At 32.7% G+C, this 21,963-nt stretch carries 25 protein-coding genes; 13 read left to right on the top strand and 12 right to left on the bottom strand.

What is annotated here, in order from left to right; genetic code table 11:
- Positions 1-89: 89 nt before the first annotated feature.
- Positions 90-1,577, top strand: a complete 1,488-nt coding sequence (locus tag EJ01_RS12350; RefSeq protein ID WP_048080857.1) for an Ig-like domain-containing protein — start codon at positions 90-92, stop codon at positions 1,575-1,577.
- 228 nt (positions 1,578-1,805) lie between these two features.
- Here EJ01_RS12350 and EJ01_RS12345 read toward each other — a convergent pair whose 3' ends face one another.
- Positions 1,806-2,972: an Nre family DNA repair protein gene (locus EJ01_RS12345; RefSeq protein WP_211251413.1), complete on the bottom strand. Its 1,167-nt coding sequence runs from the start codon at positions 2,970-2,972 to the stop codon at positions 1,806-1,808.
- A gap of 149 nt (positions 2,973-3,121) precedes the next feature.
- Positions 3,122-3,517 (bottom strand): PadR family transcriptional regulator, encoded by a 396-nt coding sequence (locus EJ01_RS12340; RefSeq protein ID WP_052376154.1) that lies wholly within the window; start codon positions 3,515-3,517, stop codon positions 3,122-3,124.
- 207 nt (positions 3,518-3,724) lie between these two features.
- On the opposite strand from EJ01_RS12340, the gene EJ01_RS12335 reads away from it, so the two are divergent.
- From EJ01_RS12335 to EJ01_RS12305, 7 genes are all read left to right on the top strand, one after another.
- Positions 3,725-4,615 carry an alpha/beta hydrolase gene (locus EJ01_RS12335; protein ID WP_048080858.1) on the top strand — a complete coding sequence of 297 codons (891 nt, stop codon included), beginning with the start codon at positions 3,725-3,727 and terminating at the stop codon, positions 4,613-4,615.
- A gap of 78 nt (positions 4,616-4,693) precedes the next feature.
- Positions 4,694-5,323 (top strand): SGNH/GDSL hydrolase family protein, encoded by a 630-nt coding sequence (locus EJ01_RS12330; protein WP_048080859.1) that lies wholly within the window; start codon positions 4,694-4,696, stop codon positions 5,321-5,323.
- A 166-nt stretch (positions 5,324-5,489) separates the two neighbouring features.
- Positions 5,490-6,050, top strand: coding sequence for a GNAT family N-acetyltransferase (locus EJ01_RS12325; protein WP_052376152.1), 561 nt, complete (start codon positions 5,490-5,492; stop codon positions 6,048-6,050).
- Positions 6,051-6,066: 16 nt separating this feature from the next.
- Complete coding sequence (locus tag EJ01_RS12320) at positions 6,067-6,873, top strand: HEAT repeat domain-containing protein (RefSeq protein WP_048080861.1); 807 nt, start codon at positions 6,067-6,069, stop codon at positions 6,871-6,873.
- 35 nt (positions 6,874-6,908) lie between these two features.
- On the top strand, positions 6,909-7,247 hold the full coding sequence (locus EJ01_RS12315; protein ID WP_048080862.1) for a cupin domain-containing protein: 339 nt from the start codon (positions 6,909-6,911) through the stop codon (positions 7,245-7,247).
- A gap of 96 nt (positions 7,248-7,343) precedes the next feature.
- Positions 7,344-8,009 (top strand): hypothetical protein, encoded by a 666-nt coding sequence (locus EJ01_RS12310; protein ID WP_052376151.1) that lies wholly within the window; start codon positions 7,344-7,346, stop codon positions 8,007-8,009.
- Between the two features lie 2 nt (positions 8,010-8,011).
- On the top strand, positions 8,012-8,485 hold the full coding sequence (locus EJ01_RS12305) for a hypothetical protein (RefSeq protein ID WP_048080863.1): 474 nt from the start codon (positions 8,012-8,014) through the stop codon (positions 8,483-8,485).
- Positions 8,486-8,531: 46 nt separating this feature from the next.
- Here EJ01_RS12305 and EJ01_RS12300 read toward each other — a convergent pair whose 3' ends face one another.
- The 5 genes from EJ01_RS12300 to EJ01_RS12280 form a co-directional block, all read right to left on the bottom strand.
- Positions 8,532-9,173: a class I SAM-dependent methyltransferase gene (locus tag EJ01_RS12300; RefSeq protein WP_048080864.1), complete on the bottom strand. Its 642-nt coding sequence runs from the start codon at positions 9,171-9,173 to the stop codon at positions 8,532-8,534.
- A gap of 26 nt (positions 9,174-9,199) precedes the next feature.
- Positions 9,200-9,823, bottom strand: coding sequence for an MBL fold metallo-hydrolase (locus EJ01_RS12295; protein WP_245611220.1), 624 nt, complete (start codon positions 9,821-9,823; stop codon positions 9,200-9,202).
- A 21-nt stretch (positions 9,824-9,844) separates the two neighbouring features.
- Positions 9,845-10,633, bottom strand: coding sequence for an EFR1 family ferrodoxin (locus EJ01_RS12290; protein ID WP_048080866.1), 789 nt, complete (start codon positions 10,631-10,633; stop codon positions 9,845-9,847).
- Positions 10,634-10,675: 42 nt separating this feature from the next.
- Positions 10,676-11,230 (bottom strand): PadR family transcriptional regulator, encoded by a 555-nt coding sequence (locus EJ01_RS12285; RefSeq protein ID WP_048080867.1) that lies wholly within the window; start codon positions 11,228-11,230, stop codon positions 10,676-10,678.
- Positions 11,231-11,442: 212 nt separating this feature from the next.
- On the bottom strand, positions 11,443-11,985 hold the full coding sequence (locus EJ01_RS12280) for a hypothetical protein (RefSeq protein WP_048080868.1): 543 nt from the start codon (positions 11,983-11,985) through the stop codon (positions 11,443-11,445).
- A 277-nt stretch (positions 11,986-12,262) separates the two neighbouring features.
- Between EJ01_RS12280 and EJ01_RS12275 the strand changes: the two genes are divergently transcribed.
- Both EJ01_RS12275 and EJ01_RS12270 read left to right on the top strand, forming a co-directional pair.
- Entirely contained in the window at positions 12,263-12,820 is a 558-nt protein-coding gene (locus EJ01_RS12275; protein ID WP_048080869.1) for a cysteine hydrolase family protein, read from the top strand.
- A gap of 70 nt (positions 12,821-12,890) precedes the next feature.
- Complete coding sequence (locus EJ01_RS12270) at positions 12,891-13,745, top strand: MBL fold metallo-hydrolase (RefSeq protein ID WP_048080870.1); 855 nt, start codon at positions 12,891-12,893, stop codon at positions 13,743-13,745.
- 59 nt (positions 13,746-13,804) lie between these two features.
- On the opposite strand, the gene EJ01_RS12265 is transcribed toward EJ01_RS12270, so the two are convergent.
- Both EJ01_RS12265 and EJ01_RS12260 read right to left on the bottom strand, forming a co-directional pair.
- Positions 13,805-14,368 carry a GNAT family N-acetyltransferase gene (locus EJ01_RS12265; protein ID WP_048080871.1) on the bottom strand — a complete coding sequence of 188 codons (564 nt, stop codon included), beginning with the start codon at positions 14,366-14,368 and terminating at the stop codon, positions 13,805-13,807.
- A 53-nt stretch (positions 14,369-14,421) separates the two neighbouring features.
- Positions 14,422-14,901 (bottom strand): MarR family winged helix-turn-helix transcriptional regulator, encoded by a 480-nt coding sequence (locus EJ01_RS12260; RefSeq protein WP_048080872.1) that lies wholly within the window; start codon positions 14,899-14,901, stop codon positions 14,422-14,424.
- A gap of 107 nt (positions 14,902-15,008) precedes the next feature.
- Between EJ01_RS12260 and EJ01_RS12255 the strand changes: the two genes are divergently transcribed.
- Positions 15,009-15,965: a ketopantoate reductase family protein gene (locus EJ01_RS12255; RefSeq protein WP_052376148.1), complete on the top strand. Its 957-nt coding sequence runs from the start codon at positions 15,009-15,011 to the stop codon at positions 15,963-15,965.
- Between the two features lie 61 nt (positions 15,966-16,026).
- On the opposite strand, the gene EJ01_RS12250 is transcribed toward EJ01_RS12255, so the two are convergent.
- The 3 genes from EJ01_RS12250 to EJ01_RS12240 all read right to left on the bottom strand — a co-directional run bounded on the left by EJ01_RS12250 (position 16,027) and on the right by EJ01_RS12240 (position 18,685).
- Complete coding sequence (locus EJ01_RS12250) at positions 16,027-16,467, bottom strand: hypothetical protein (RefSeq protein WP_048080873.1); 441 nt, start codon at positions 16,465-16,467, stop codon at positions 16,027-16,029.
- Positions 16,468-16,513: 46 nt separating this feature from the next.
- Positions 16,514-17,440 (bottom strand): glutamine-hydrolyzing GMP synthase, encoded by a 927-nt coding sequence (gene guaA, locus EJ01_RS12245; protein ID WP_048080874.1) that lies wholly within the window; start codon positions 17,438-17,440, stop codon positions 16,514-16,516.
- A gap of 273 nt (positions 17,441-17,713) precedes the next feature.
- On the bottom strand, positions 17,714-18,685 hold the full coding sequence (locus EJ01_RS12240) for a tetratricopeptide repeat protein (RefSeq protein WP_048080875.1): 972 nt from the start codon (positions 18,683-18,685) through the stop codon (positions 17,714-17,716).
- Between the two features lie 378 nt (positions 18,686-19,063).
- Here EJ01_RS12240 and EJ01_RS12235 point away from each other — a divergent pair, with 378 nt between their 5' ends.
- Together EJ01_RS12235 and EJ01_RS12230 are read left to right on the top strand one after the other, a co-directional pair.
- Positions 19,064-19,588: a hypothetical protein gene (locus EJ01_RS12235; RefSeq protein WP_048080876.1), complete on the top strand. Its 525-nt coding sequence runs from the start codon at positions 19,064-19,066 to the stop codon at positions 19,586-19,588.
- 128 nt (positions 19,589-19,716) lie between these two features.
- The gene (locus EJ01_RS12230; RefSeq protein WP_052376146.1) at positions 19,717-21,147 is read left to right on the top strand and encodes a DUF2142 domain-containing protein; all 1,431 of its coding nucleotides are present in this window, start codon (positions 19,717-19,719) and stop codon (positions 21,145-21,147) included.
- Positions 21,148-21,963 lie beyond the last annotated feature (816 nt).

Raw genomic sequence — 21,963 nt, 5'->3', positions numbered from 1 at the left:
AGTTTATAATATTAGTTTTTTTATTCAGCTTAACTTTCATAACATTATCAGCAGTTAATGCAGTTTCTGCCAGTTCATCAGTCATTTACGTGAACGGTTCACATGGAAACGATGCAAATGACGGTCTCTCCTGGAAAACCGCGAAATTAACAATTGCAAACGCGACAGGAACCGTATCAGATGGTGGGACTGTAAATATAGCAAATGGAGTTTACAGAGGGTCTGGCAACACCAAGATCATAATTAACAAGAGCATGACTATAACAGGACAAAGTAAAAGCGGCACTATCATAAATGGAGACAATAGTGCACAAATATTCAAGATTCAAAAGTACCCTAGAGAAGAATCAATGCCAAACTTAAATATAGTAATCCAGAATTTAACAATTACAAATGGAAATCCTGTAGGAACAAGAGGCACTATTTCAACTGATAATGTATGTGAAGATACTCTAACTATCAAAGACTGTATTTTTAAATATAATAATGAGGCAATTTACTGTAATATGGGCACCTGTGCGGTTACTGGATGTACTTTCATAAATAACACACGTGCTATCTCTAACACTGCTACATTAACTATTACTGGCTGTACTTTCGTAAATAACACTGCGTATTCTGGTGGTGCTATTGCCACTTCAGGTACTTGTACTATAACTAGAAGTGTATTCACAGGTAATAAAGCAACTGGCGATACTGGTGGTGCTATTCACAACATAGGCACCTTAAATGTCTTTAACAGTGCTTTCACATATAACAATGCCGCTTATAACGGTGGTGCTATTTACAGTAAAGGTAACTTAACCGCTAACTTCAATCAGATTACTGAAAATACATGCAGAATGGGAGGATCTATTGTTCGTAATACTGGTGGAACAACAAATGCAGAACTAAACTGGTGGGGAAACAATAATAAGCCTACTGGAATAGGTGGATTTACCATTAACAAATGGTTCGTACTCAAAGTAAACACAAATTCAAGCTCTGTTCCAATTAATACCAACTCTAAGATAACTGCAGATTTAAGGTATGACAATTATGGAACACTCCATACAGAATCATATTTACCAAATGGAATACCAGTGGCTTTTACTACTAACCTCGGAACTGTAAGCGCGAAAGCTTATACTGTTAAGGGAATAGCACAATCTACATTAAAAAGCGCATTAGGGGGCACAGCTAACGTTTCAGCTATAGTTAATTCTCAACAAGTATCTAAATTGATTAAAATTATAGATAAAATCCCACCTAAAGTGAGTTCAACAAATCCTAAAAACAATGCAACAGGATTTTCAAGAACAGCCACTATCTCAATTAAATTCAACGAGAACATAAAAGCAAGCACATACTGGTCAAAAATCTATGTTAAAAACATGAAAACAGGGAAAACTGCCGTAATCAGCAAAGCAATCAAAGGAAATACACTTTACATCAAAATGAGCTCAAAAAGATACCCATACACATGGTACCAAATTTACATTCCAAAAACAGCAATAAAAGACAATTTTAACAACAATTTAGCGGCAGCTTATACTTTCAAGTTCAAAACAGGAAAATATCCCTTAAACTACCAGTAAATTGAAATATATTCAGCACTTTTGCTGAATTCTAATTATTTCTTTTTTTATATTATTTTAAGGATTTAAAACTATTTTACAGAACTAGGGCATATAGTGACACCCTTCCTATAGATTACATTATTTAAACTCACCATCAAATTCCAAATTCAAAAAAATATTTAAAAAAAAGTCAGATATCGAATTTGTGCCCCTTGAAATTGGTGGGACCTATCAATTAAATTAAAATTACCTGAAAAAGTTATCCAGCGTCATCTGCCTGGACCTCATCAAATCCTGAAGCAAAGTACTTGTTTCTTTGAATTTATCCATAGGGAGCTTTAATTTACTTTCAATATAAGCAAGGGCTGTTTTCATGTCTTCAAATTCCCTTGGGATTTCACTCATTGCACTCCTTACATTTTCCCTGACGTTGAAAACTCCCAGAGGGACATATCCATTATAAGCTTCCCTCAGTACTATAGCGCCGGCCTGTTTCTTCTCACGGGCAAGGGCTTCCAGGATTGCCATCTTACAAGTATAATAGCATCCACCTACACATGAATATTCTTTTTTACCACCGTTTAATTCGTGATCTGCAAATATGAGCTCTTCACGGCCCATAACATGCATGAACGCTTCGATCCATTCATACTGCCATTCCATTGGGAGTAACAACACAGCATAATAATTGTTGAGGCTGCTGAATTCATATACTCTGTAAGTATCCAGTATATCATAATGCCGGACTTCTCGAAGCAAATTATCTGCTATAATTGTATCACAGGCTGTAATTGACCACCGTGTAGGGACTAATTTCCTGTTTTTTTCAACCCCCATTGTTCCCACAGAAAATGCCTTCTGGATACTTGAAAAGGGAACCCCTTTGCTGTGGAGGTCAACTGTGGCTGCAGCTGCCTTAAAATCAGTGTCGTAGTACACTTTTTCCAGCTGGCGGTCCCATTTAACTGCATCTATGTCAAATTTTTCAATTAAAGCACTTGGACCGTGTGGGGCGGTTTCATCGCTGAATGAAAGACCCTTAGGGCGACTCCCAAATTCAGCCTCGCTTTCAATTGAAGTGGATGCAAGGGAAATCTCCTGCAATTTTTCAACAAACGAATTATTAAAGTCCTGTATCCCTACAGTTTGTTTACCGCGTACTAAATTCAACCTGTAGCCTATGATCTCTTCCTGAGTTGTCTGGTTTGGAATCCATGACTCAGGACTGTCCATAATAGATATATCGCCCTGCATTGGTGCAATCATTGGGCCGGCATACACTTTAGGATAATTCCAGCTCCCAATGAAGACTGAAGGCGGTGTAGTTCCATCGAGTTCTTTTCCTACATCAACTGATTTCATGTTGATGTTTGCTGTGAGCCTTTTGAGGTAGGCTTCCTTGCCCTTTATCATGATCTTATATATCCACTTACCTTAATAAAAAAGTAATGAGAGCATATGGAAATTATCTTTAGAATTATTTGATGGCATTTTTACCCCAAATTATGATTCATAAGTGAAATTGAAAATACCGTTCGCCAATTTTAATTTTTGACTATATGTTAAATAGAACCCATATATTCTTGAAATTCTGTCCATAGGTTAGCATGATCCTTTTTAGCATGGTCAGAGAGTTTTTTGAAGCTTAAAATGAAATTTTTACCTTCATCAGTTATTACATAACATTTTACCTTTCTTTTTCCTTGATGCTCCCAAGATCCTTTTATTAGTCCATTCTTTTCTAAATCATGCAGTACTGGATAAATCTTACTGGTACTTGGCATTTTATTATCATAGGGGTTAGAATTACTAAGTGCAGTCATTATCTCATATCCATGCATCCTCTTTTTGTTAATAAGCCATAAAATCATAATATTGCTGAAACCTTTCATTAAACCTTTAATAAGTTTTCTTTCATATTTAGACAAACTTTTAAAGATCTGCATATGTTCTTCCATGAAATTAACTCCTTTATTCCCTGTGAAATATCAAAATTTGATATATCACTTTTTGATACTAATGGTTTGATATAGCGATTTTATATAATTTTTTAAATATTCACAGATAGTGAGATAACTGAAAAGTATTTTTTAAATTAAATTCAAATTAATTATATTAAATTTTAAAATCTAATAGATACATGTTTTACTTAGAAAGGGGTTATCATGAGCAATAAACAAGCGGAAGAAGTATTGGACACAATAAACAAAAATATTTCTTTAAGTCAGGGAAATATATTTCAGCTAAGAAAAGATTTTGAACAGCTGTATCTTAAATTCAGTTCTAAACATGAGCTTAATGTGAAAATTCAAAACGTCAGTGATATCCCTGGATTTAAAATCTGTGCTGAAAATGCTCAAGATGACCATATAATACTGTTTTTCCATGGAGGCAGCTTTACAACAGGCTCTACAAAGGATCACCTTGACTTGTGCGGGAAACTATCTCGTGCATCAGGTTTTTGTGTTTTTAGCATTGATTACAGGCTTGCACCAGAATATAAATTTCCTGATGCTGTAGAAGACTGCCTAATGTCATATTTATGGCTCTTAAAGAATGGAATAGAAGCCTCCCAAATTGTTATTGCAGGAATATCTGCTGGTGGAACTTTAGCGTTATCTACGCTTTTATCTCTACGAGATAATGAAGTTGAGCTTCCAAGAGCTGCAGTATGCATGTCACCCCTGGTTGATATGCTATTTGAAGGTCATTCCATGGTAACAAATAAAGGAAAAGACTGGATTACCCAAGAAAGGCTTGAAAAATCAAGGAAAATCTATTTAAAGGGTAACAGCCTAACTCAGCCTTTAGCTTCACCCCTTTATGCAGATTTACATGGATTACCGCCCATAATGATTCAGGTCGGCAGCCATGAACTGCTCCTGGACGATATTATAAAATTTTATGAAAAAGCAATTGATTCCAATGTTGAAGTGACTTTTGAACTCTGGAAAGACATGTTTCACAGTTTTCAGATTTTTTCATCATGTATTGAAGAAGGGCAAAATGCCACCCGAAATGCTGGAAAATATATAAAGCATATGTTATCACTGTAATTTCCATATTAATATTTGAATTTATAAAAATGAACTATTTATGTGATTTATAAATATAAAAACAACAGAGGACTATTTATGAAAACTATTCTTTGTTACGGTGATTCACTTACATGGGGCTATGATCCTTCAAATGGTAAGCGTATTGCAAGAGATAAACGATGGCCAGGAGTTTTAAGGAACGATTTAGGCAGCAATTATTTTGTAATTGAAGAAGGACTGAATGGTAGAACAACATTATGGGACGACCCACTACATGGGGGTTATAAGAATGGAATGAAATACCTTATACCATGTCTTGCATCCCATAGACCAGTTGATCTTGTAATATTATTTTTAGGCACCAATGACCTTAAAACCCGCTTTTCTCTTTCTGCTACAGAAATTGCCCGTAGTATCCGTGTTCTGGTGGATCTAATCCTTAAAAGTGAAGCAGGTCCCCACGAAAATGCACCAGAAATATTATTAGTTGCTCCGCCAATAATTACAGAACTATCCAATTTTGCTGAGGAATTTGAAAGTGGAAAAACTAAATCAAATCTATTAGGCAAATATTACAAGCAGGTAGCTGAAGAGCATAATGTTCATTTCTTAGACTCTTCAGAAGTGGTTGTAGCAAGCGACTTGGATGGAATTCATCTGGATGTCGGGGAACATGTTAAACTCGGCCATGTAATGGCCAGTATTGTTGGAAAAATCATGAAATAAAGATGTTAAATCAGATTATATATCAAAAATATTAGGAGAAGCAAAAAAATAGTAAGATTTAACTAGTTTAAGTTCCATCAATAAATTTCTATAGGTTAAAATCAATAAATATACACAGATTAATTTTTAAATTGATGAATTTTATAAAGCATGAGGGATGAAAAACTTGAGAATAAGACCAGGATTTCCGAAACTATCTACAGAAAGATTAATTTTACGCAAAATGACCAAAAAAGATGCAGAAACATTATTTAAGTTCTGGTCTGATGATGAAGTTACAAAATATATGAATATGAACTCTTTTGTAAATATTGAACAGGCCACATATATGATTAACTTTTTAAACAACCTTTTTAAAAACAAAGAGGGTATTAGATGGGCAATAATACGAAAAGAAGATAATACCCTTATTGGGACCTGTGGTTTTAACACATGGATCAAAAGAAGCTCTAGAGGAGAAATTGGATACGAGTTAGGCCACGGATATTGGGGAAAAGGATACGCTACTGAAGCATTGAAAGAAGTGATCCGATTTGGATTTAAAGAAACACTTTTAAACCGTATTGAAGCATATGTTGTCCCTGAAGCATCAAGATCCATTAATGTACTTGAAAAGCTTGGCTTTAGAAAAGAAGGGACCCTCAGAGAATATGGGTACTGGAACAACAGGTACTGGAGCGAGCATATTTACGCATTACTCCGGAAAGAATGGAAGCAGTTGAAATAAATAATAATGAGAGTACATGATAACTGAAGATAAAAAGAAACAAAGTAGGAAAAAAAGAGGGCAGATTTCATCAGAAGAACTTGAACCATGTATTGAATTTGATGCAGAACGTTTAATTGAAATGTTAAACAGCAATAATCCCCAAGAAAGAACGATTGCTGCGACTATATTAGGAAATAGAAGAGATAAAAAAGGGATATTAACACTATGTAATTCTTTAAAGAAAGAGAAAGCACTTTATTCACGAATTGCAATGTCTGAAGCGTTGGGGAAAATGGGCGAATCAGCAGTTCCTCCATTAATCAAATTATTGGGCCAGATTGGAAATAATCAGGAAAGAGAACTACCAGAAAAATATTTTAACAAGAAAAGTTTTCCACTGGCACGCGATATGGCTGCAAGGACAATTATAAAGATTGGAAAACCTGCCACACCCTATTTAATTGAAGTAATAGAAAAACAGGATGATTATATCTCACAGCAGGCAGTTGATGCTTTAGGAGGAATAGCCGCTAAGACAGGTGACAGGAGTGCACTGCCTGTACTGCTTAATAGCCTTGGTTCAAATAATGAAATTACCTTGTGGAAAGTAATCAGGTCTTTAAGTGGATTTAAACATAGTTCTAAAGCACTGCCGCCACTGCTAAATATTTTAGAAAGAGATTATGACGCTGCAATTATCTGGGAATCTGCAAGAACACTAGGCCAGATAAATATCAACAACCAGGATGTTATGGATGCTCTTTGTAAATTAGAAAAGAATGATCACCCTGAAATTAAAAAGGCAGCAAAAAATGCGTTGATAAATCTTGAAAATCTTTAAGACATCCAGAAATTTGTAACACATGGGGAATAAACATGAAGACATATAAAATTGGAAAAACAAGTGAAGATGATTATATTAAAGTTTTTGACGGAATAGAACGAAAAACACTGGTTTATGGAGATAATACACTTTTAACTGAATTTAAATTAGAAAAAGGAAAAATACTACCTGCACACAGCCACCCTGAAGAGCAGACTGGCTACCTCGTATCGGGCCACATAATACTGATTATCAACGGCGAAAGGCATGATATAAAACCTGGCGACAGCTGGGCAATTCCAGGCGATGCAGAGCACGGTGCAGAGACAATTGAAGATTCAGTTGCTGTTGAAATATTTTCGCCGGTTCGAGAAGATTATATCCCTGAATAAATGTTATCTACATTTTTTATTTTCAGCTATTGTTTAGGAATACTGTTCCAATTAAAAAATTGAATTAAAAATGCATTATGTTGCAGGTATTATTTTATGGAAAATATACTGAATTTAATCAATAGTTTAAACAGCCCCAATGATATGGAATCATTAAAAGCATTTAAAAAAATTTCCCGCAAGGCTTCTAAAAATCCGTTGATTGTTGAAAAATACAGATCACATCTTACTGAAAAATTATATCATGAAAATCAAGAGATATGCGCATATGCCTGCTGGTCAGCAGGTATAATCGGTAGAAAGAAGCCAGAATGGTATACAAATTCAATTTTAAGGCTTTTTAACCTTATAAACCATTCAAATGATCAGATACGAGAATATGCTCTTTTTGCATTAGGATGGATTGGTAGAGCAAAACCAGAATTAATAGAGGAACACCTTGATAAACTTATTGATAAACACGATGATCAATGCCCTAAAGTTCGTGTTAGTATGATATGGGCATCGGAAAATATAGGAAATGCAAAACCAGATTTGTTCAGAAACTACATTCATATTTACGAAGAACTATTAAACGATACAGACAAAAGAGTTCGCAGCGAAGCTCCAGAATTTTTCAGAGTTATGGGTAAAAGTAGGCCAGAACTGGTTAAAAACTCAATCCCAAAATTAAAGGCAAAATTAAATGATGAGTATCATGTGACCAGGGTCCATTCTAATGGAGCAATAAAAACAATAGAAAAAAATTTAAAAGGAGATTAAATTTGCCTCAAATAAATAAAGGAGGAAAATACGTTTTTGGATGGTCACCCATTAGCAGAGATCTACACATAAAAATTCCAGATGAAATTATTTTGGAGTATGATCTGCTTAAAGAAGGAAAATTGATACTTATATCTGGAAGTAAAACATCAGGAGGATTTGTTGTATCCAGATTAGACTTAATAAAACAGTCCATAATGAAAGGATTATTAACAGATTACCCCGACATTGAGGATTATTCGCTGCCGGAAGGAAAATGTGTTAAATACAAAGGGAGACATTACTGCTGGGTTAAGATCAACACAAATGGAATTTTAAAACTGCCTGAAGAAACAGCAGAATGCTTTGATGTCAAAGAAAATGATAAATTATTATCCATCAGGGGAAGTAACATTGGATTCGTCCTTGCAGTTAAAGGCCCAATTGTAGAAAGTGCAAATAACTATGATGGAATAATTGAAGAATACATCTGCTAAATTATCTAAAAATAAAAAACATATAAAAAAATTAATTTAAACACGATTATCTCTTTTTCCCAATATAATAAAACCCATTTGATTTATGGCCGTTCATGGTGTCAAAAACTGTTTTTTCAAATACAATCTTTTTGAAATCATTTGTTAATTTCAAAATATGTTCTTCAGTATGATGCCTTAAAACTGCACCCTCTGGAAGTTCAAAAATACCATAAATCCCATATTTATCTTCATATTTTTGGTATCTCCCAAGATTTCTTTTATCCGAATTTATTAAAAAATCAGTTAGATATAAAATCCCATCATCTTTAAGCACTCTAAAGATTTCTGAAATCAGTTTTTCCTGTTCTTCATCTTTAACATTGGACGTTAACACAGAAATAAGAAGCACAGCATCAAATTTGTTATCAGGAAATGGTATACTGTCCCCATCAGTTTTAATAAGATTTAAATAAGGGTGTTCATTTAAACCTCGCTCTACCATTCCCTTAGAGTAATCAATACCTGTTAAATTCTTAAAACCATTACTGTAAAGTTCATTTAGAATCCTTCCATAGCCACAGCCCACATCTAAGATGTTTATTTCCTTTGAAACATGTTTTTCAAACTCTTCAATTTTAAAAGGGGTTGGAAATTCTTTTTCTTTGGCTGCTTCGTTCCAGTATTCCTGATTGTGAGTATCTTCCATATATTTTCCCCATCTAAGCTTATACCTTAATACAATTCTTTTAACTGCCCATTTCTTTTAAGTGGTTCACCATGGGCAGGACATATCCACTCAAAATCAAAATTATCAATTTTAACCAGGGACTCTTTTAAAACAGAATCATTCCAGTTCATAAATGATTTCATGAGAGCTATTTTTCCATTTGATGTCCTGAATAAGTCACCGGCAAATAAAACACCATTATAAATGAAACATACATGCCCCGGAGTATGTCCCGGAGTGGATATAGCTTCAATATTCCCTATTTTTCCATCTTCAGGATAAGAATTTATATTTTCCGGCTTTTTAACTCTCATAATATATGAAATCAATTTTTTGATACCAGGACGGTTTTTTTCTCCATAAATATAAGGAATATCTTCTTTTGAGGCCCATATTTTAGCCCCAGTCGCCTGCTGCAGGAAAGCAAGGCTCCCAATATGGTCTACATCATGGTGTGTTATTAAAATATGTTTAACATCTTTAGGTTCTATATCCATAGATTTCAAATCATTTAAAATCCCTTTTCCCTGTCCAGGACGTCCTGTATCAACTAAAATTATTTCTTCGCCAAAAATTAAATAAGCATAATTTCCTTTTGTTGAATCCAATGCATAAACATCATTAGTCACTTTCAAGAAATCCACCCCCCCCTATCTTATCATTATATCTTTTACCTTTATTTCAGGATTATGATAGCGCCTTTTAGGATCCTCATTTTTAATATGAATTGCCTCTTTAGGGCACCACTGAATACATGCCTGGCAGAATTCGCAGTTTTGAGTCCAGTGAGGTTTATCATTTACTACTTCAATGTTGTTGCTCGGGCAAATCCTCTGGCAGTTTAAGCACATACTGCACTTTTCATCAGCCCAAAATTTACCCATGGTATTTATCCGGCTCATACCCATCCCATAAACGAAGTTACCAAATTTATTAAGCATCACGGAACTTGTTTCAGGTTCATGTTCCTTTTTATTAGTTATAACTTCTACCATCTCTGAAAGCCTTTCTTTTCCAGACTTAGTTATCTTGCTGTTCCTTTCAATTAGCATGGCAATTTTAATAAAAATGTTATCTTCCTGAATCGTATTAGCAGTTTCCCTAACTGCAAAACCTGCATGTAAGTCTGTACCTTTCTTTTGAAGCATCTTCTGCAGCTGAACCAGTGTTTCACCCGGCTGACCTGCACATGTGGTTACAGCAAAAACATATTGATCACTGCTTATTTTAAGTTTTTGAACAAAATCAACCACCATATTAGGTATTCCCCACATATAAACTGGAAAAACAATCCCAATATCAGAATCATCGGTTTCAATATGTCCATCTACAACTGCAGGAATTGAAACAAGTTCTGCACCCCCAAGTTCATTACTAATATCTCTTGCAACGGATAATGAGTTGCCAGTTCCAGTAAAATAAAATATCTTAGTTTTCATAGCTTTTTCCCCAAAATTTATTTAATTTTATTCAATCATTCCCTAACTTTTTAATTCTTCAATACATTCTTCAGCCCATTTTACAGCAGTTTCTAAATTCATTATGCCTCTTTTAATGGTAAAATTCCAGAAGATCTCCTCTTTTTCAGGGATATCCACTGTAAACTCATGGCGATATCTACCAAAATTCTTTTCTATCCCTTTTAATGATCTTAGATACTCTTTCTTTTGCAAAATAAATTGATTAAATTCTGTTATTAACTGTTCTTTTTCTAATTTTGACCCAAAGAAAATTTTAAGCATGAATTCATCCCTTTTTGGAGATGTAAAAGTCCCTGAGAAATCTTTTAGCCACTCCTGAAATGCATTTCTACCTTCTTCAGTTATATTATATATCTTCTTATCAGGCCGATCTTCCTGCTTTTTAATAGTTGATTGCACATATCCTTTTTTTTCTAAAGCAGATAGTTCTCTGTAAATTTGACTTAAACTAGCCGACCATACATGAGATATCGATTTATCAAATATTTTTTTTAAAGCGTAGCCAGTTAGAGGCCTGTAAGTTAAAAGACCTAAAATTGCATGTGATAACGACATTACTATCCTCCAAAAAATTTAAGATTTAATATATAACTTGTTATATATAACTTGTATCATAATATATAACAAGTACTATATAAACTTTTCATAGAACTAACAAAAATAAATGCATTAAAAATGAGTATGGACCCTTAAAAACATTACTTAAACCTTAATGGGACACTTAAATTAAAAAATATATCTAAAATAAAATAAAGGATTTACAAGATTTATATACCATAAAATTCAATTTTTTTAAGTAAATCCCTAGTCCTCATGACAAGATACTTTTCATCAGACATATCCCTATTAAATTCCAGAATTTTCTCAGATTCGGCGCTTATTTTTATTTTATTGCTTAAAATATCATTAATTATAACTATAATAAACTTTTTAGTTTCTAAAAGAGTATCTTCAGGAGCATGCTCATGAAATTTGCTCTTTTCTATTATGTCAAATAACTCTTCAGCATACTTGAGTTTTAAAAAAGAATCTGCTTCACTGTAATTATCTGAAATAAAATACAGTACTTTTTTTAATAAATCATATTCACCAAAATAGTTTATAATTAGTATCAACCCATTAAGCGAACTATTATGTTTAACATCGAGCTTTGAGCATAATTTATCTATTAATTCATCTTTCCAGATTAATTCTTGGTCTTTAGATATATTATAACTTTTATATTCGTCTAAATCACCGTCTTTCCACATGAAAAATTCATTACCATAATAACTGAAAAACAATTCTTTAGCCCTTTCTTCACTCACCAAGAACCAACTCCAAAATATTACTTAAATTCGCTCAGGCATATTTTACAAATGTTACTGCTATAATTTATGTGAATTGTTGATTAAATAAATTGAATTCTTTTAAACAAATTCAACTAATAATATAATTTAACATAAAGTAAATATTTTTGCACGTTATCATGAGCGTTTAAAATAATTATAGCATTAAAAAGAAGATCACATTCCAGTTATTAACTATAAAATACCATTCTAACTTTAATAGTTTCATTTAATCATAAATTAGAAAGTGAGGAAAAATATGAAAAGAGCACTGCTTGTAATAGATGTACAGAATGAATATTTCACTGGTAAATTGCCAGTTACATATCCAGAAAACAGCTTTGAAAATATTATTAAAGTTATAGATTTTGCAAATGAAAATAAAATTCCAGTACTTCTCATTCAACACACCAATCCTGAAAAAGATGCAGCTACCTTTAAAAAAGGTACTGATGGACATAAAATTCATGAAGAAGTAATGAAAAGAGAATATGATAAAATCATAGAGAAAAATTTGCCAGGAAGTTTTACAGGAACAGAATTAGGGCTCTGGCTTAAAGAAAACAACATAGATACCCTCGTAATCAGTGGATACATGACTCAAATGTGCTGTGATACAACTGCAAGGCATGCCATGCATCTAGGTTTTAATGTTGAGTTTTTAAGTGATGCTACCGGAACACTTGATATATCAAATTATGCTGGAGAAATCAGTGCTGAAGAACTGCATAAAGCCATATTAATTACACAAGCCACGAGGTTCAGTGAAGTCATGTCTGCAGACGAATGGATAAAAACAGCTGTAAACTATAAATAAGATGAGTTTTAAATGAGTATTCTTCTTGAATATATTGAATAAATAAAAAGATCACTAAGGAGTTAAAAATATGGAAATTAGAAAAAATGTCCACGCAATAAAAATTCCTTTTCAGGTAAAAACTGAATTAGGAACGCTTGATAGATTCGTTTATTCATACCTGATAAATGGAGAACAGGTATGCTTAATTGACAGCGGAGTTGTGGCATCTGAAAGTGTGATCTTTGATTATATGGAGAAAATCGGTTTAAAGCCCGAAGATATTTCTTTAATGATTTTAACACATTCACATCCTGATCATATCGGATCAGCCAGGTCAATAAAGGCAAAATCAGGATGTAAAATCGCTGCCCATTCCGGCGAAATACTGTGGATTGAAGATGTTGAATTACAGGCAAAAGAACGGCCGGTACCTAATTTCCACTTGCTGGTAGAAGGGTCTGTTGATGTTGATGATATCCTTGAAGATGGAGATACACTTGATTTAGACGAAAATATTAGCTTGAAAGTTATCCATACTCCAGGCCATTCCAAAGGTTCTATTTCTCTTTTAATAGAAGAAGAAAGAGTTATAATAACTGGAGATGCTGTTCCACTTAAAGGCGATTTGCCAATTTATGAGGATATTGAAACCTCTGTAAATTCAATTAAGAAACTAAAATCCATTCCTAAAATTGAAACGCTACTAGCTTCATGGGACGACCCCCAAGAAGGTGACAGCGTATACCAGATTATGGATGACGCTCTGGATTATCTTCAAAGCATTCACAAGTCAGTTATAAAAATTAACAAAATGGATCCATCTTTAGAGCCCATGGAATTCTGTAAGATAGTTTTAAAAGATTTAGGAATACCGGAAGTAGCTGCAAATCCAATAGTTGCTCAGTCTTTCCAGGCTAACTTGAATGTCAAGGATTTATTTTAATAAAAACAGCTTATTTTTATTTTTTTAAATTTATATCCGGTAAATCCATTTTTTATTTTTTAAAGATCTTTAACCATAACTGTCCTGTCCTGATTATTGTAAAACCCATTTTTGATATAAAATTCTTCAGCAGGTATTCCATTATTGGTTAACAAAACCAAACGAGTATAATCTTCTTCAATAAGCTGTTTTTTTATATAACCCATCATTCGGGTTCCAATTCCATTTCCCTGGCTTTCATTTCTCACATAAAACTCATCAATGAACAGTTCTTTTCCCATCCACCATGATCTCCTATGACCAAAGCAAACTGCTACCAACTTTAATCCACTATATGCAACATATCCCTCAAAAACAGGGTTTTCGATTAATTCTATTAAATAGGTTCTTGCCTGCTCCAAAGATACCCAGTTATCGTACCAGGGATACTCTGAAAACACTTCCTTAAACAGTTTAGCACATTTATCCGCATCTTGAACTGTGAATTTTCTCATTAAAAGAGTTTCATCTTGATAAACTAATTTCATACCGCTAAATCCGTGCAAATAATCAAAATGATTCTTAAGGTGCCTTGAAATTGGACTATATGAAAAATGATCTTTAACCGCTGTTTTTATGGACATAATATTATCTCTCCCTAACAGTTTAGTAGCTAAACTGTTTGATAAAAAAAATATTATTTTTTATTCTTTAAAAAGGTATCGATATATTCTTCAATTCTAGGTAAAATCTGGAGAAAAGAGTCAATTTGTTCAGGAGTAAACATTTCTAAATGGTTTATAAACTCATATTCCATCTTTTTATGGAAATCATCCTGAACTTTAAAGGCATTTTGCCCTTTTTCAGTTAAAGATAAGATAATTTCTTTCCCATAATCCTTATTTCGTTCCTTATTTATGAAACCTTTATCTTGAAGTTTATTTACAACCTGCGAAACAGCGCCCTTTGTAATTTCAAGTCTTTTACTTAGTCCTGTAACAGTATTTTCATAGCCGCTTCCAACAGCTACTATAACATGAAACTCAGAAGGATAAAGTTTTTCCCCAATTCCTACATCAATAGACATCTTTTCCAGTTCATTGAACTTCTTTGTGATTCTCAGGAATTGAATCATTAACTGGAATATAGTTTCATGAGTAATTTCGTCTGGTTTCATTTATTTCACACTTTTCAAACACATTGCTTTTATTATCATTATATTCCAAAATATTTAAATAGCAATTTAACATAATTAATCATGTTAAATTGGATGGAGATAATTAAATGAAATATGATAATGAAATAAAAAGAATATGCATTTATGGAACTGGGGGCGTAGGGGGCTTTTTTGGCGGCAAAATGGCCAATGAAAGTGAAATTTTCAAGGAACTAGAAATATACTTCATAGCACGTGGAGATCACTTGCACAAAATTCAAGAAAGGGGATTAATCCTAAATACAGTTCAGGAGAAGGAGATAATCTGTAAACCAACAGATGCATTAAAAAATTACAATGAAATACCAGCTCCAGATTTAGTCCTAATCTGCGTAAAAGGTTATGATCTGGATGCAGCAGTCGATAAAATTTCAGGCAATATAAAAGATGACACAATCATTATTCCTTTGTTGAATGGTGTAGATATTTACAATAGAATTCGAAAAAAGCTACAAGCAGGGATAATATTACCTGCATGTGTATATGTTGGAACTTACATTGAAAAACCAGGAGTTGTAACTCAAACTGGGGGAGAGGGCAAAATAATCATGGGTAAAGATCCAAATTATCCATTATTTGTACCCAATTCTATTATAGATCTATTTAACAATCTAAATATTGATCATGAGTGGGTTGGAGATTCTTTCCCTGCTATCTGGGAGAAATATATTTTCATTGCTCCATTTGGGCTTGTTTCTGCCGCATATGATAAGAGTTTAGGTGAACTAATGGCCAATTCAAAACTAAGGGAGCAAGTTCAAAAAATAATGGAAGAAATTGTTTCAATTGCTGTCTTTGAAGGAGTAAAACTAAAAGAAACCATAATTGAAGAATCTCTTGAAAAAGCTAATAATTTCCCCTATGAAACAACCACTTCATATCATAAAGATATTGAAAAAGGCAAAAAGAATGAAGGTGATTTATTTGGTGGAACAATAATAAGATTAGGAAAAAAATACAACATCCCTACGCCAGTTACTGAAAAATTAGATGCAATAATTCAAAATAAATTAGAAGAAATCTAAAACCGGTCTATTGACTAAAATAATTTAACTAAAAAATTTCTCTAATTTTTTTCAATGATATTTAAAACCTCAATTCTTCCCTGCGCTTTGGATCCATAATTTGATCAAAAAGGAAAGAACCACTGATAGTTATAGCTTCCTCAAAGATTTCCTGAGTATCTAATCCTTTTTCTTCTAAAAAATCCCATAAATGCACTAGTTCAAGAAGATCATCACGAAAATCAGGCTTTCCATCCCTGATTGAAGCTGAAATAAGCCTGTACATTACATAACGCTTTGGATCAGATTCTAAACATGGAGGGATCCAATGAACAAGTTTGTAACTTAAATCTATATCGTTTTGAACAAATTCATTTATAGAAGACTTTTCTAAAGGGCTAGAATTCTTATAGATCTCAAATAATTCCTCAAATAAAGGTTGATATTCTTTTCTGTTAACCACTTTTAAATCACCATGATCAAATGGAATTTGAGTAATTATTTCTTTAAACCGTTCTGACATGCTTTAACCTGAAAATAATAAAAAAAGTAAGTTAAATTTAATTAAATTATGCAAACTCAATAGTGCTAGGTGGTTTATCACTGACTGAAAGAGCTACATGAGTTACTTCGGAAACCTCAGCTGTAATCCGTGCTGAAATTGTTCTTATCATTCCCCATGGGAGTTCAGGCACATTAGCTGTCATTGCATCCCACGATTCAACCATTCTCAAAACTACAAGGTATCCAAAGTCCCTTATATCCCCTTTAACCCCTGTAACCTTAGTATCAGTTAAAACTGCGAAGTACTGCCAGAGCGATTCGTCAAGTCCTTCTTTTTTAACTTCTTCTTCCACGATAGCATTAGCCTTTCTGCAGATTTCTATCTTCTCAGGAGTTAATTTTCCAACAACACGGACTGCAAGTCCCGGACCAGGGAATGGCTGCCTGTTGACTATTTCATCCGGAAGGCCCATTTCACTTCCTACAACTCTCACTTCATCTTTGTAAAGTTCTCTTATAGGTTCTACCAGTTCTAAAACTAGTCCATGAGGTAAAGCTACATTGTGGTGGGATTTAATTTTTCCTTCACTTTCAATCCAATCCGGTGCAATTGTACCTTGTACTAAAAATTTAGCACCTTCTTTTTCTGCTTCTCTTTCAAAGACCCTTATAAAAACTTCACCTATAATTTTACGTTTTTCCTCAGGGTCTTCTACTCCCTCAAGTTCCTTTAAAAATTCTTCACTTGCATCAATGCAGTCAAAGTTGAGTCTTGGTTCAAATGTTTCTTTAACGTATTCGGCCTCCCCTTCACGTAAAAGACCGTGGTCAACAAACACTGCCAGGAGGTTATCCCCTATAGCTTCAGAGACTAATACTGATGCAACAGAACTATCTACCCCTCCAGAGAGAGCTATTATTGCTTTTTCGTCTCCTATTTGTTTTTTAATTCCTTCAATTGATTCCTTTATAAAATCAGATGGATCAAGCATTTTTTTTCACCTAAAAACTGTTAAAATTTTTATTTATTCAATTAAATTATCTTATACTGTTATATTTTGTAATTTATATAATTATATTATTTTAAATTCGTAAATACAATACTGGACTGAAAATTTTATAATTTCAAGCCATTTAATTTAATTCAGTAACATAAATCATAATATCATTATGTTCCTTTCCTGAACTCTTTAAAGATTAATATCACCATTAATCCTTATAATTTTTAGTATATATTACATGAAAATATAAGAAAAATTTCGTTATTATTTTTCAGATTTATACGCTGAAATATCCGCTTTTCCTTTTTTAGCAGCTACGGAATCCGGACTCAATTCCAGTACTCTATTATAACACTCCAAAGCTCCTTCGAACTTATTAAGACCTGCAAGAGCATTACCCTTACCAATTAAACTATCAATATACACTTGAGGTATATCCCCTTCAGAATATAATCTCAAAGATTTATCAAAGCTTTCTACAGCTTCATCATACTTTTTAAGGCCCAGAAAACTGTTTCCCCTAACATGCCATGTGATCTGTTTGTTTTGATTTTTATTCTGCACCCCTAACCCTTTGTCTTCAAGAATTTCAAGGGCTTTATCTGTGCATTTAAGAGCTTCTTCAAACTTTTTAAGCTCATTAAGAACCGCACCTTTATTAGCCCAAAGCATAGGATTTTCAGGATCCAATTCTAAAACTTTTTCTAAGCATTCTAACTCTTCATCATACTTATTAAGGAATCCCAGAGCTAAACTCTTGCTAACTAACGCGTCAAAACTATATGGATTTATTTTCAGGATTTCATCAAATGACTCAACTGCATCCTCGTATCGGCCGATCTGGTTTAAAATTAACCCTTTTCTAAAATAAATATCCACATAGCGATTTTCAAAGTTTTTAAAGCCCAAATCCAGAGATTTATCATAGTACTCAATTGCTTCTTCATATTTACCTAACTTTTGATAAACCAGTGCTTTACTATACCATGGAGCTGCTAATTCAGGATCTAGTCTTATAGCCTTATCTAAACATTCAATTCCCTCTTCAAGATTGGCCATCCCTATAAGCACGTTGCCCTTAAGATTCCATGCTAAAGCATAAGCTGGATCCAATTCTAATGCTTCATCAACAAGTTCTAAACCTTTATTAAAGCTTTCTAAAGATTGATTATGACCCATAATGTTTGTAGCCAGTTTAATTAACGATTCTTTTTTATTATCATCAGATGAACTCATAAATAACACCTACATATCTTATAATTCAATATATTCAACTTTTATTATGTGAAATTTAGATTATAACGGATAAATAATTTTTATATCCTACCATATAAAACTATAAAATTTTATCGAAATTTAATTAAACCACATTAACCAGTACAATATCAGAAAATATTGAATTTTCCGATTTATTGAATTTAGAATCTTATTTTTAAAATATAGTAAATTAAGATTTATATATAAAATTTCAATATAATCAATCTTTATAATTTATATAATTATTTTAGTTTATTAGATATTAATAACAACTAGGCCAATATAGTTATAAATAATTACTGCCATAAAAACTAATCAAAGTGCTGCACAGGATTTTGATGAAGATAGAGGGATTTTTTGAACCAAAAATATAAAATTTTAACTGTTATACTAATCGTTGCAATAGTATTATGTGGATACTACGGATATGAACAGTACAACCTCTCAAAAACTCAGGAATACTTACAAACATCCTTAATTCATAAAACCGCTGCTAATAATTATTCAGCCCAGGCAAGCGCTTATGCAAACAAAAATGATTATGCAAATGCCGTTACAATGTTTCAAAAAAGTTCAGATGAAATATCAAAAGCTTTAGAAAGCGATAATAGTGCATTATCCTATGCAAATAACCTTTATAAAGATTATATTAATAATGATATTCTTATGTTACAAACTACATCCAAATTACTAGATTTTCAAATATATTTAAACAAAGTGAAAAATAATGATTTAAACCAGGGGCAGGAAAAAGTTAACCCAGTTGATCTGTATCCCCACATAAATCAATTAAAAGAAGATATTTCAGTTTATAAAAATAATGAAAATAAAATCATATCTGCAAACCCTGAAAAATTTAAATTCTTGAATTCCAGTTCCTAGTTAGTACTACTATTTAGAAAGTTAATAGAATAACTTTTTATTGATTAACATGGAAATATATTAACCTCAATTTTGATAATTCAATCCATTAGATATTTATAAATAAAAATTCCGAGTCTGTGTCAATGATGAACAAGTTCAGAGATATCAACCCTCAAACCGCTTTTCTTATTATAGGGCTAATTTATGGATTAGGTTTCCTTCTTGCAACTCCTGCTTTTCAGGTTCCTGATGAATACGAACACTTTTACAGGTCATTATATGTAAGCGAAGGACATATAGTGCCTGAAAAATTAGGTAACCTGTCAGGAGTTTACGTTCCTGAAAGTGTGAAGTTTACATCAGATACAGTTAATCAAGAATGGTATACATTCCTTCAGGACAGAGACAATAAGACAAATCTAGCTCCTCTTTTACATTTGCCATTTAACAGCAAGAATATGGTTTTTGAAGACATTTCAAGAATTGCAGTAATCACTTATTCCCCTGTCCCGTATTTAGTATCTGCATTTGCTATAGATCTTGGTAAATTGTTTAATTTAGCTCCGTTAGTACTTATGTACATTGGAAGATTAGCAAACCTGCTGGTATGGATTTTTCTCACATATCTAGCAATCAAAATAACTCCTGTCCATAAGTGGGTTTTCTTTATGTTAGCATTGCTTCCAATGACAATTTTTGAGGCAGCTTCACTTTCTGCAGACAGTTTTTTACTGGGAATATCCTTTTTAATCATTGCAATTTTCTTCAAATATGCATTTGATGATAATAAAAAGAGAATAGGCTTTAAAGAAATTTATATTTTAGGTATACTTCTCCTGCTAGTAGGACTTGCAAAAAGTAATTATATTCTACTGTTATTTTTAATATTTCTTATTCCTGCACAAAAATTTGGGAACAGGAAAAACAGGATTTTAGTAACAGGATCTTTATTTTTAGTCGTGATCGCAGTTGTAGGTATCTGGAATCTTATTGTTAACGGGCTTTATGCTCCCATTATACCACAAGTATCTATTTCAGGCCAAATCGCCTACCTTCTAGGAGATCCTTTCAGGTTCCCATACTTACTAATAAACACATTTATTAGCCGCGGCTTATCCTATCAATTTTTATTTGTAGGTAATTTCTGGCTGGATATCCCATTACCTACATGGTGGTTAGGTTTTTATTTAATTACAATAATTCCTGTAGCTTTACTTGATAAAAGCAGGATAAATATAACCCGGAATCAAAAATTAATTTCAGCAGCGACTTTCATCCTTAACGCCATTATCGCCTGTGCCCTTGTGTACATTACATGGACCCCTGTTGGACAGAATGTTATAGATGGAATTCAAGGAAGATATTTCATTCCTATATTCCCGCTTCTCTTCCTGTTGTTATACAAAGTAAAAGATTTCGAAAATTATTATAAAAAAATAGACAGCAATAAACTGGTTATTAAAGATAAAGATATTGTTAAAATTATTCGCGAGAACTTAAATTTAATATTAATTGCATATATTATTATTTTCCTGTCAATTACACTTTTAATATTTATATTTAGTTATTACATCTAAAATACAATTATACTCTTAATCAAAGCTTAAACTTTGTTTTATAGTGAATTACATTTGAAAATTTTTAATTTTCACGGTTGCAAAACTCCGTTTTGCAAACAGCGAAAAACAAGGTTTTTTGCATGCTATCGAAATCTTAGATTTCGATGCTCTCAAACACTCCGTGTTTGGAGCCACGAAACTACGTTTCGTATGGCACCGAAAATCGTAGATTTTCGAGTGCTATGCGTTTTTCTACACGTAAAAAAAATCAGAACTTACGAAAATCGTAGATTTTCGTGCCCCAAAAATTCTTTGAATTTTTGAGGGATTTTTTTAAGATTTTGACAGATTAATAAAATTTAGATTGAATAAATTGAAGGAAATTCAGAATGAATTTCCTGAACCGCAAAAACGAAGCTGGCAAAAATCTTTGATTTTTGCTGCCTGCAAATCTGAAAGATTTGCGGTTCGGAAATCGTAGATTTCCTCAACATCAAAATTGAAAATTTTGACAGTTTTGCAGGTTTAAACCACTTAAATACATTTTTTTAGATCAATTAATCTAAATTATTTGTTAATTCACTATAATTAAAAATAGCACATAATACATGTTTTGGTTTTTTAGAAATAGCCTAATTTCATGTATTCTAATAATTAAAAGGTGAGTATTTATTATAAGTAATTATTACTTACAAAAATCAATGAATAAAGCGTTCTTATAAAAAATAGAAAAATATAACGAATGTTAAAATGAATATTTTATATGCAGGACAAATGAGAACTAAATAGCAAAGATTTATACAGAATAAAATTTAGAATAATATAATACACACT

This window comes from Methanobacterium veterum, assembly GCF_000745485.1.
Lineage (GTDB): Archaea > Methanobacteriota > Methanobacteria > Methanobacteriales > Methanobacteriaceae > Methanobacterium_D > Methanobacterium_D veterum.
The sequence above is the reverse complement of the archived record's forward strand: the minus strand, read 5'-3'. Positions and strand labels throughout refer to the sequence as shown.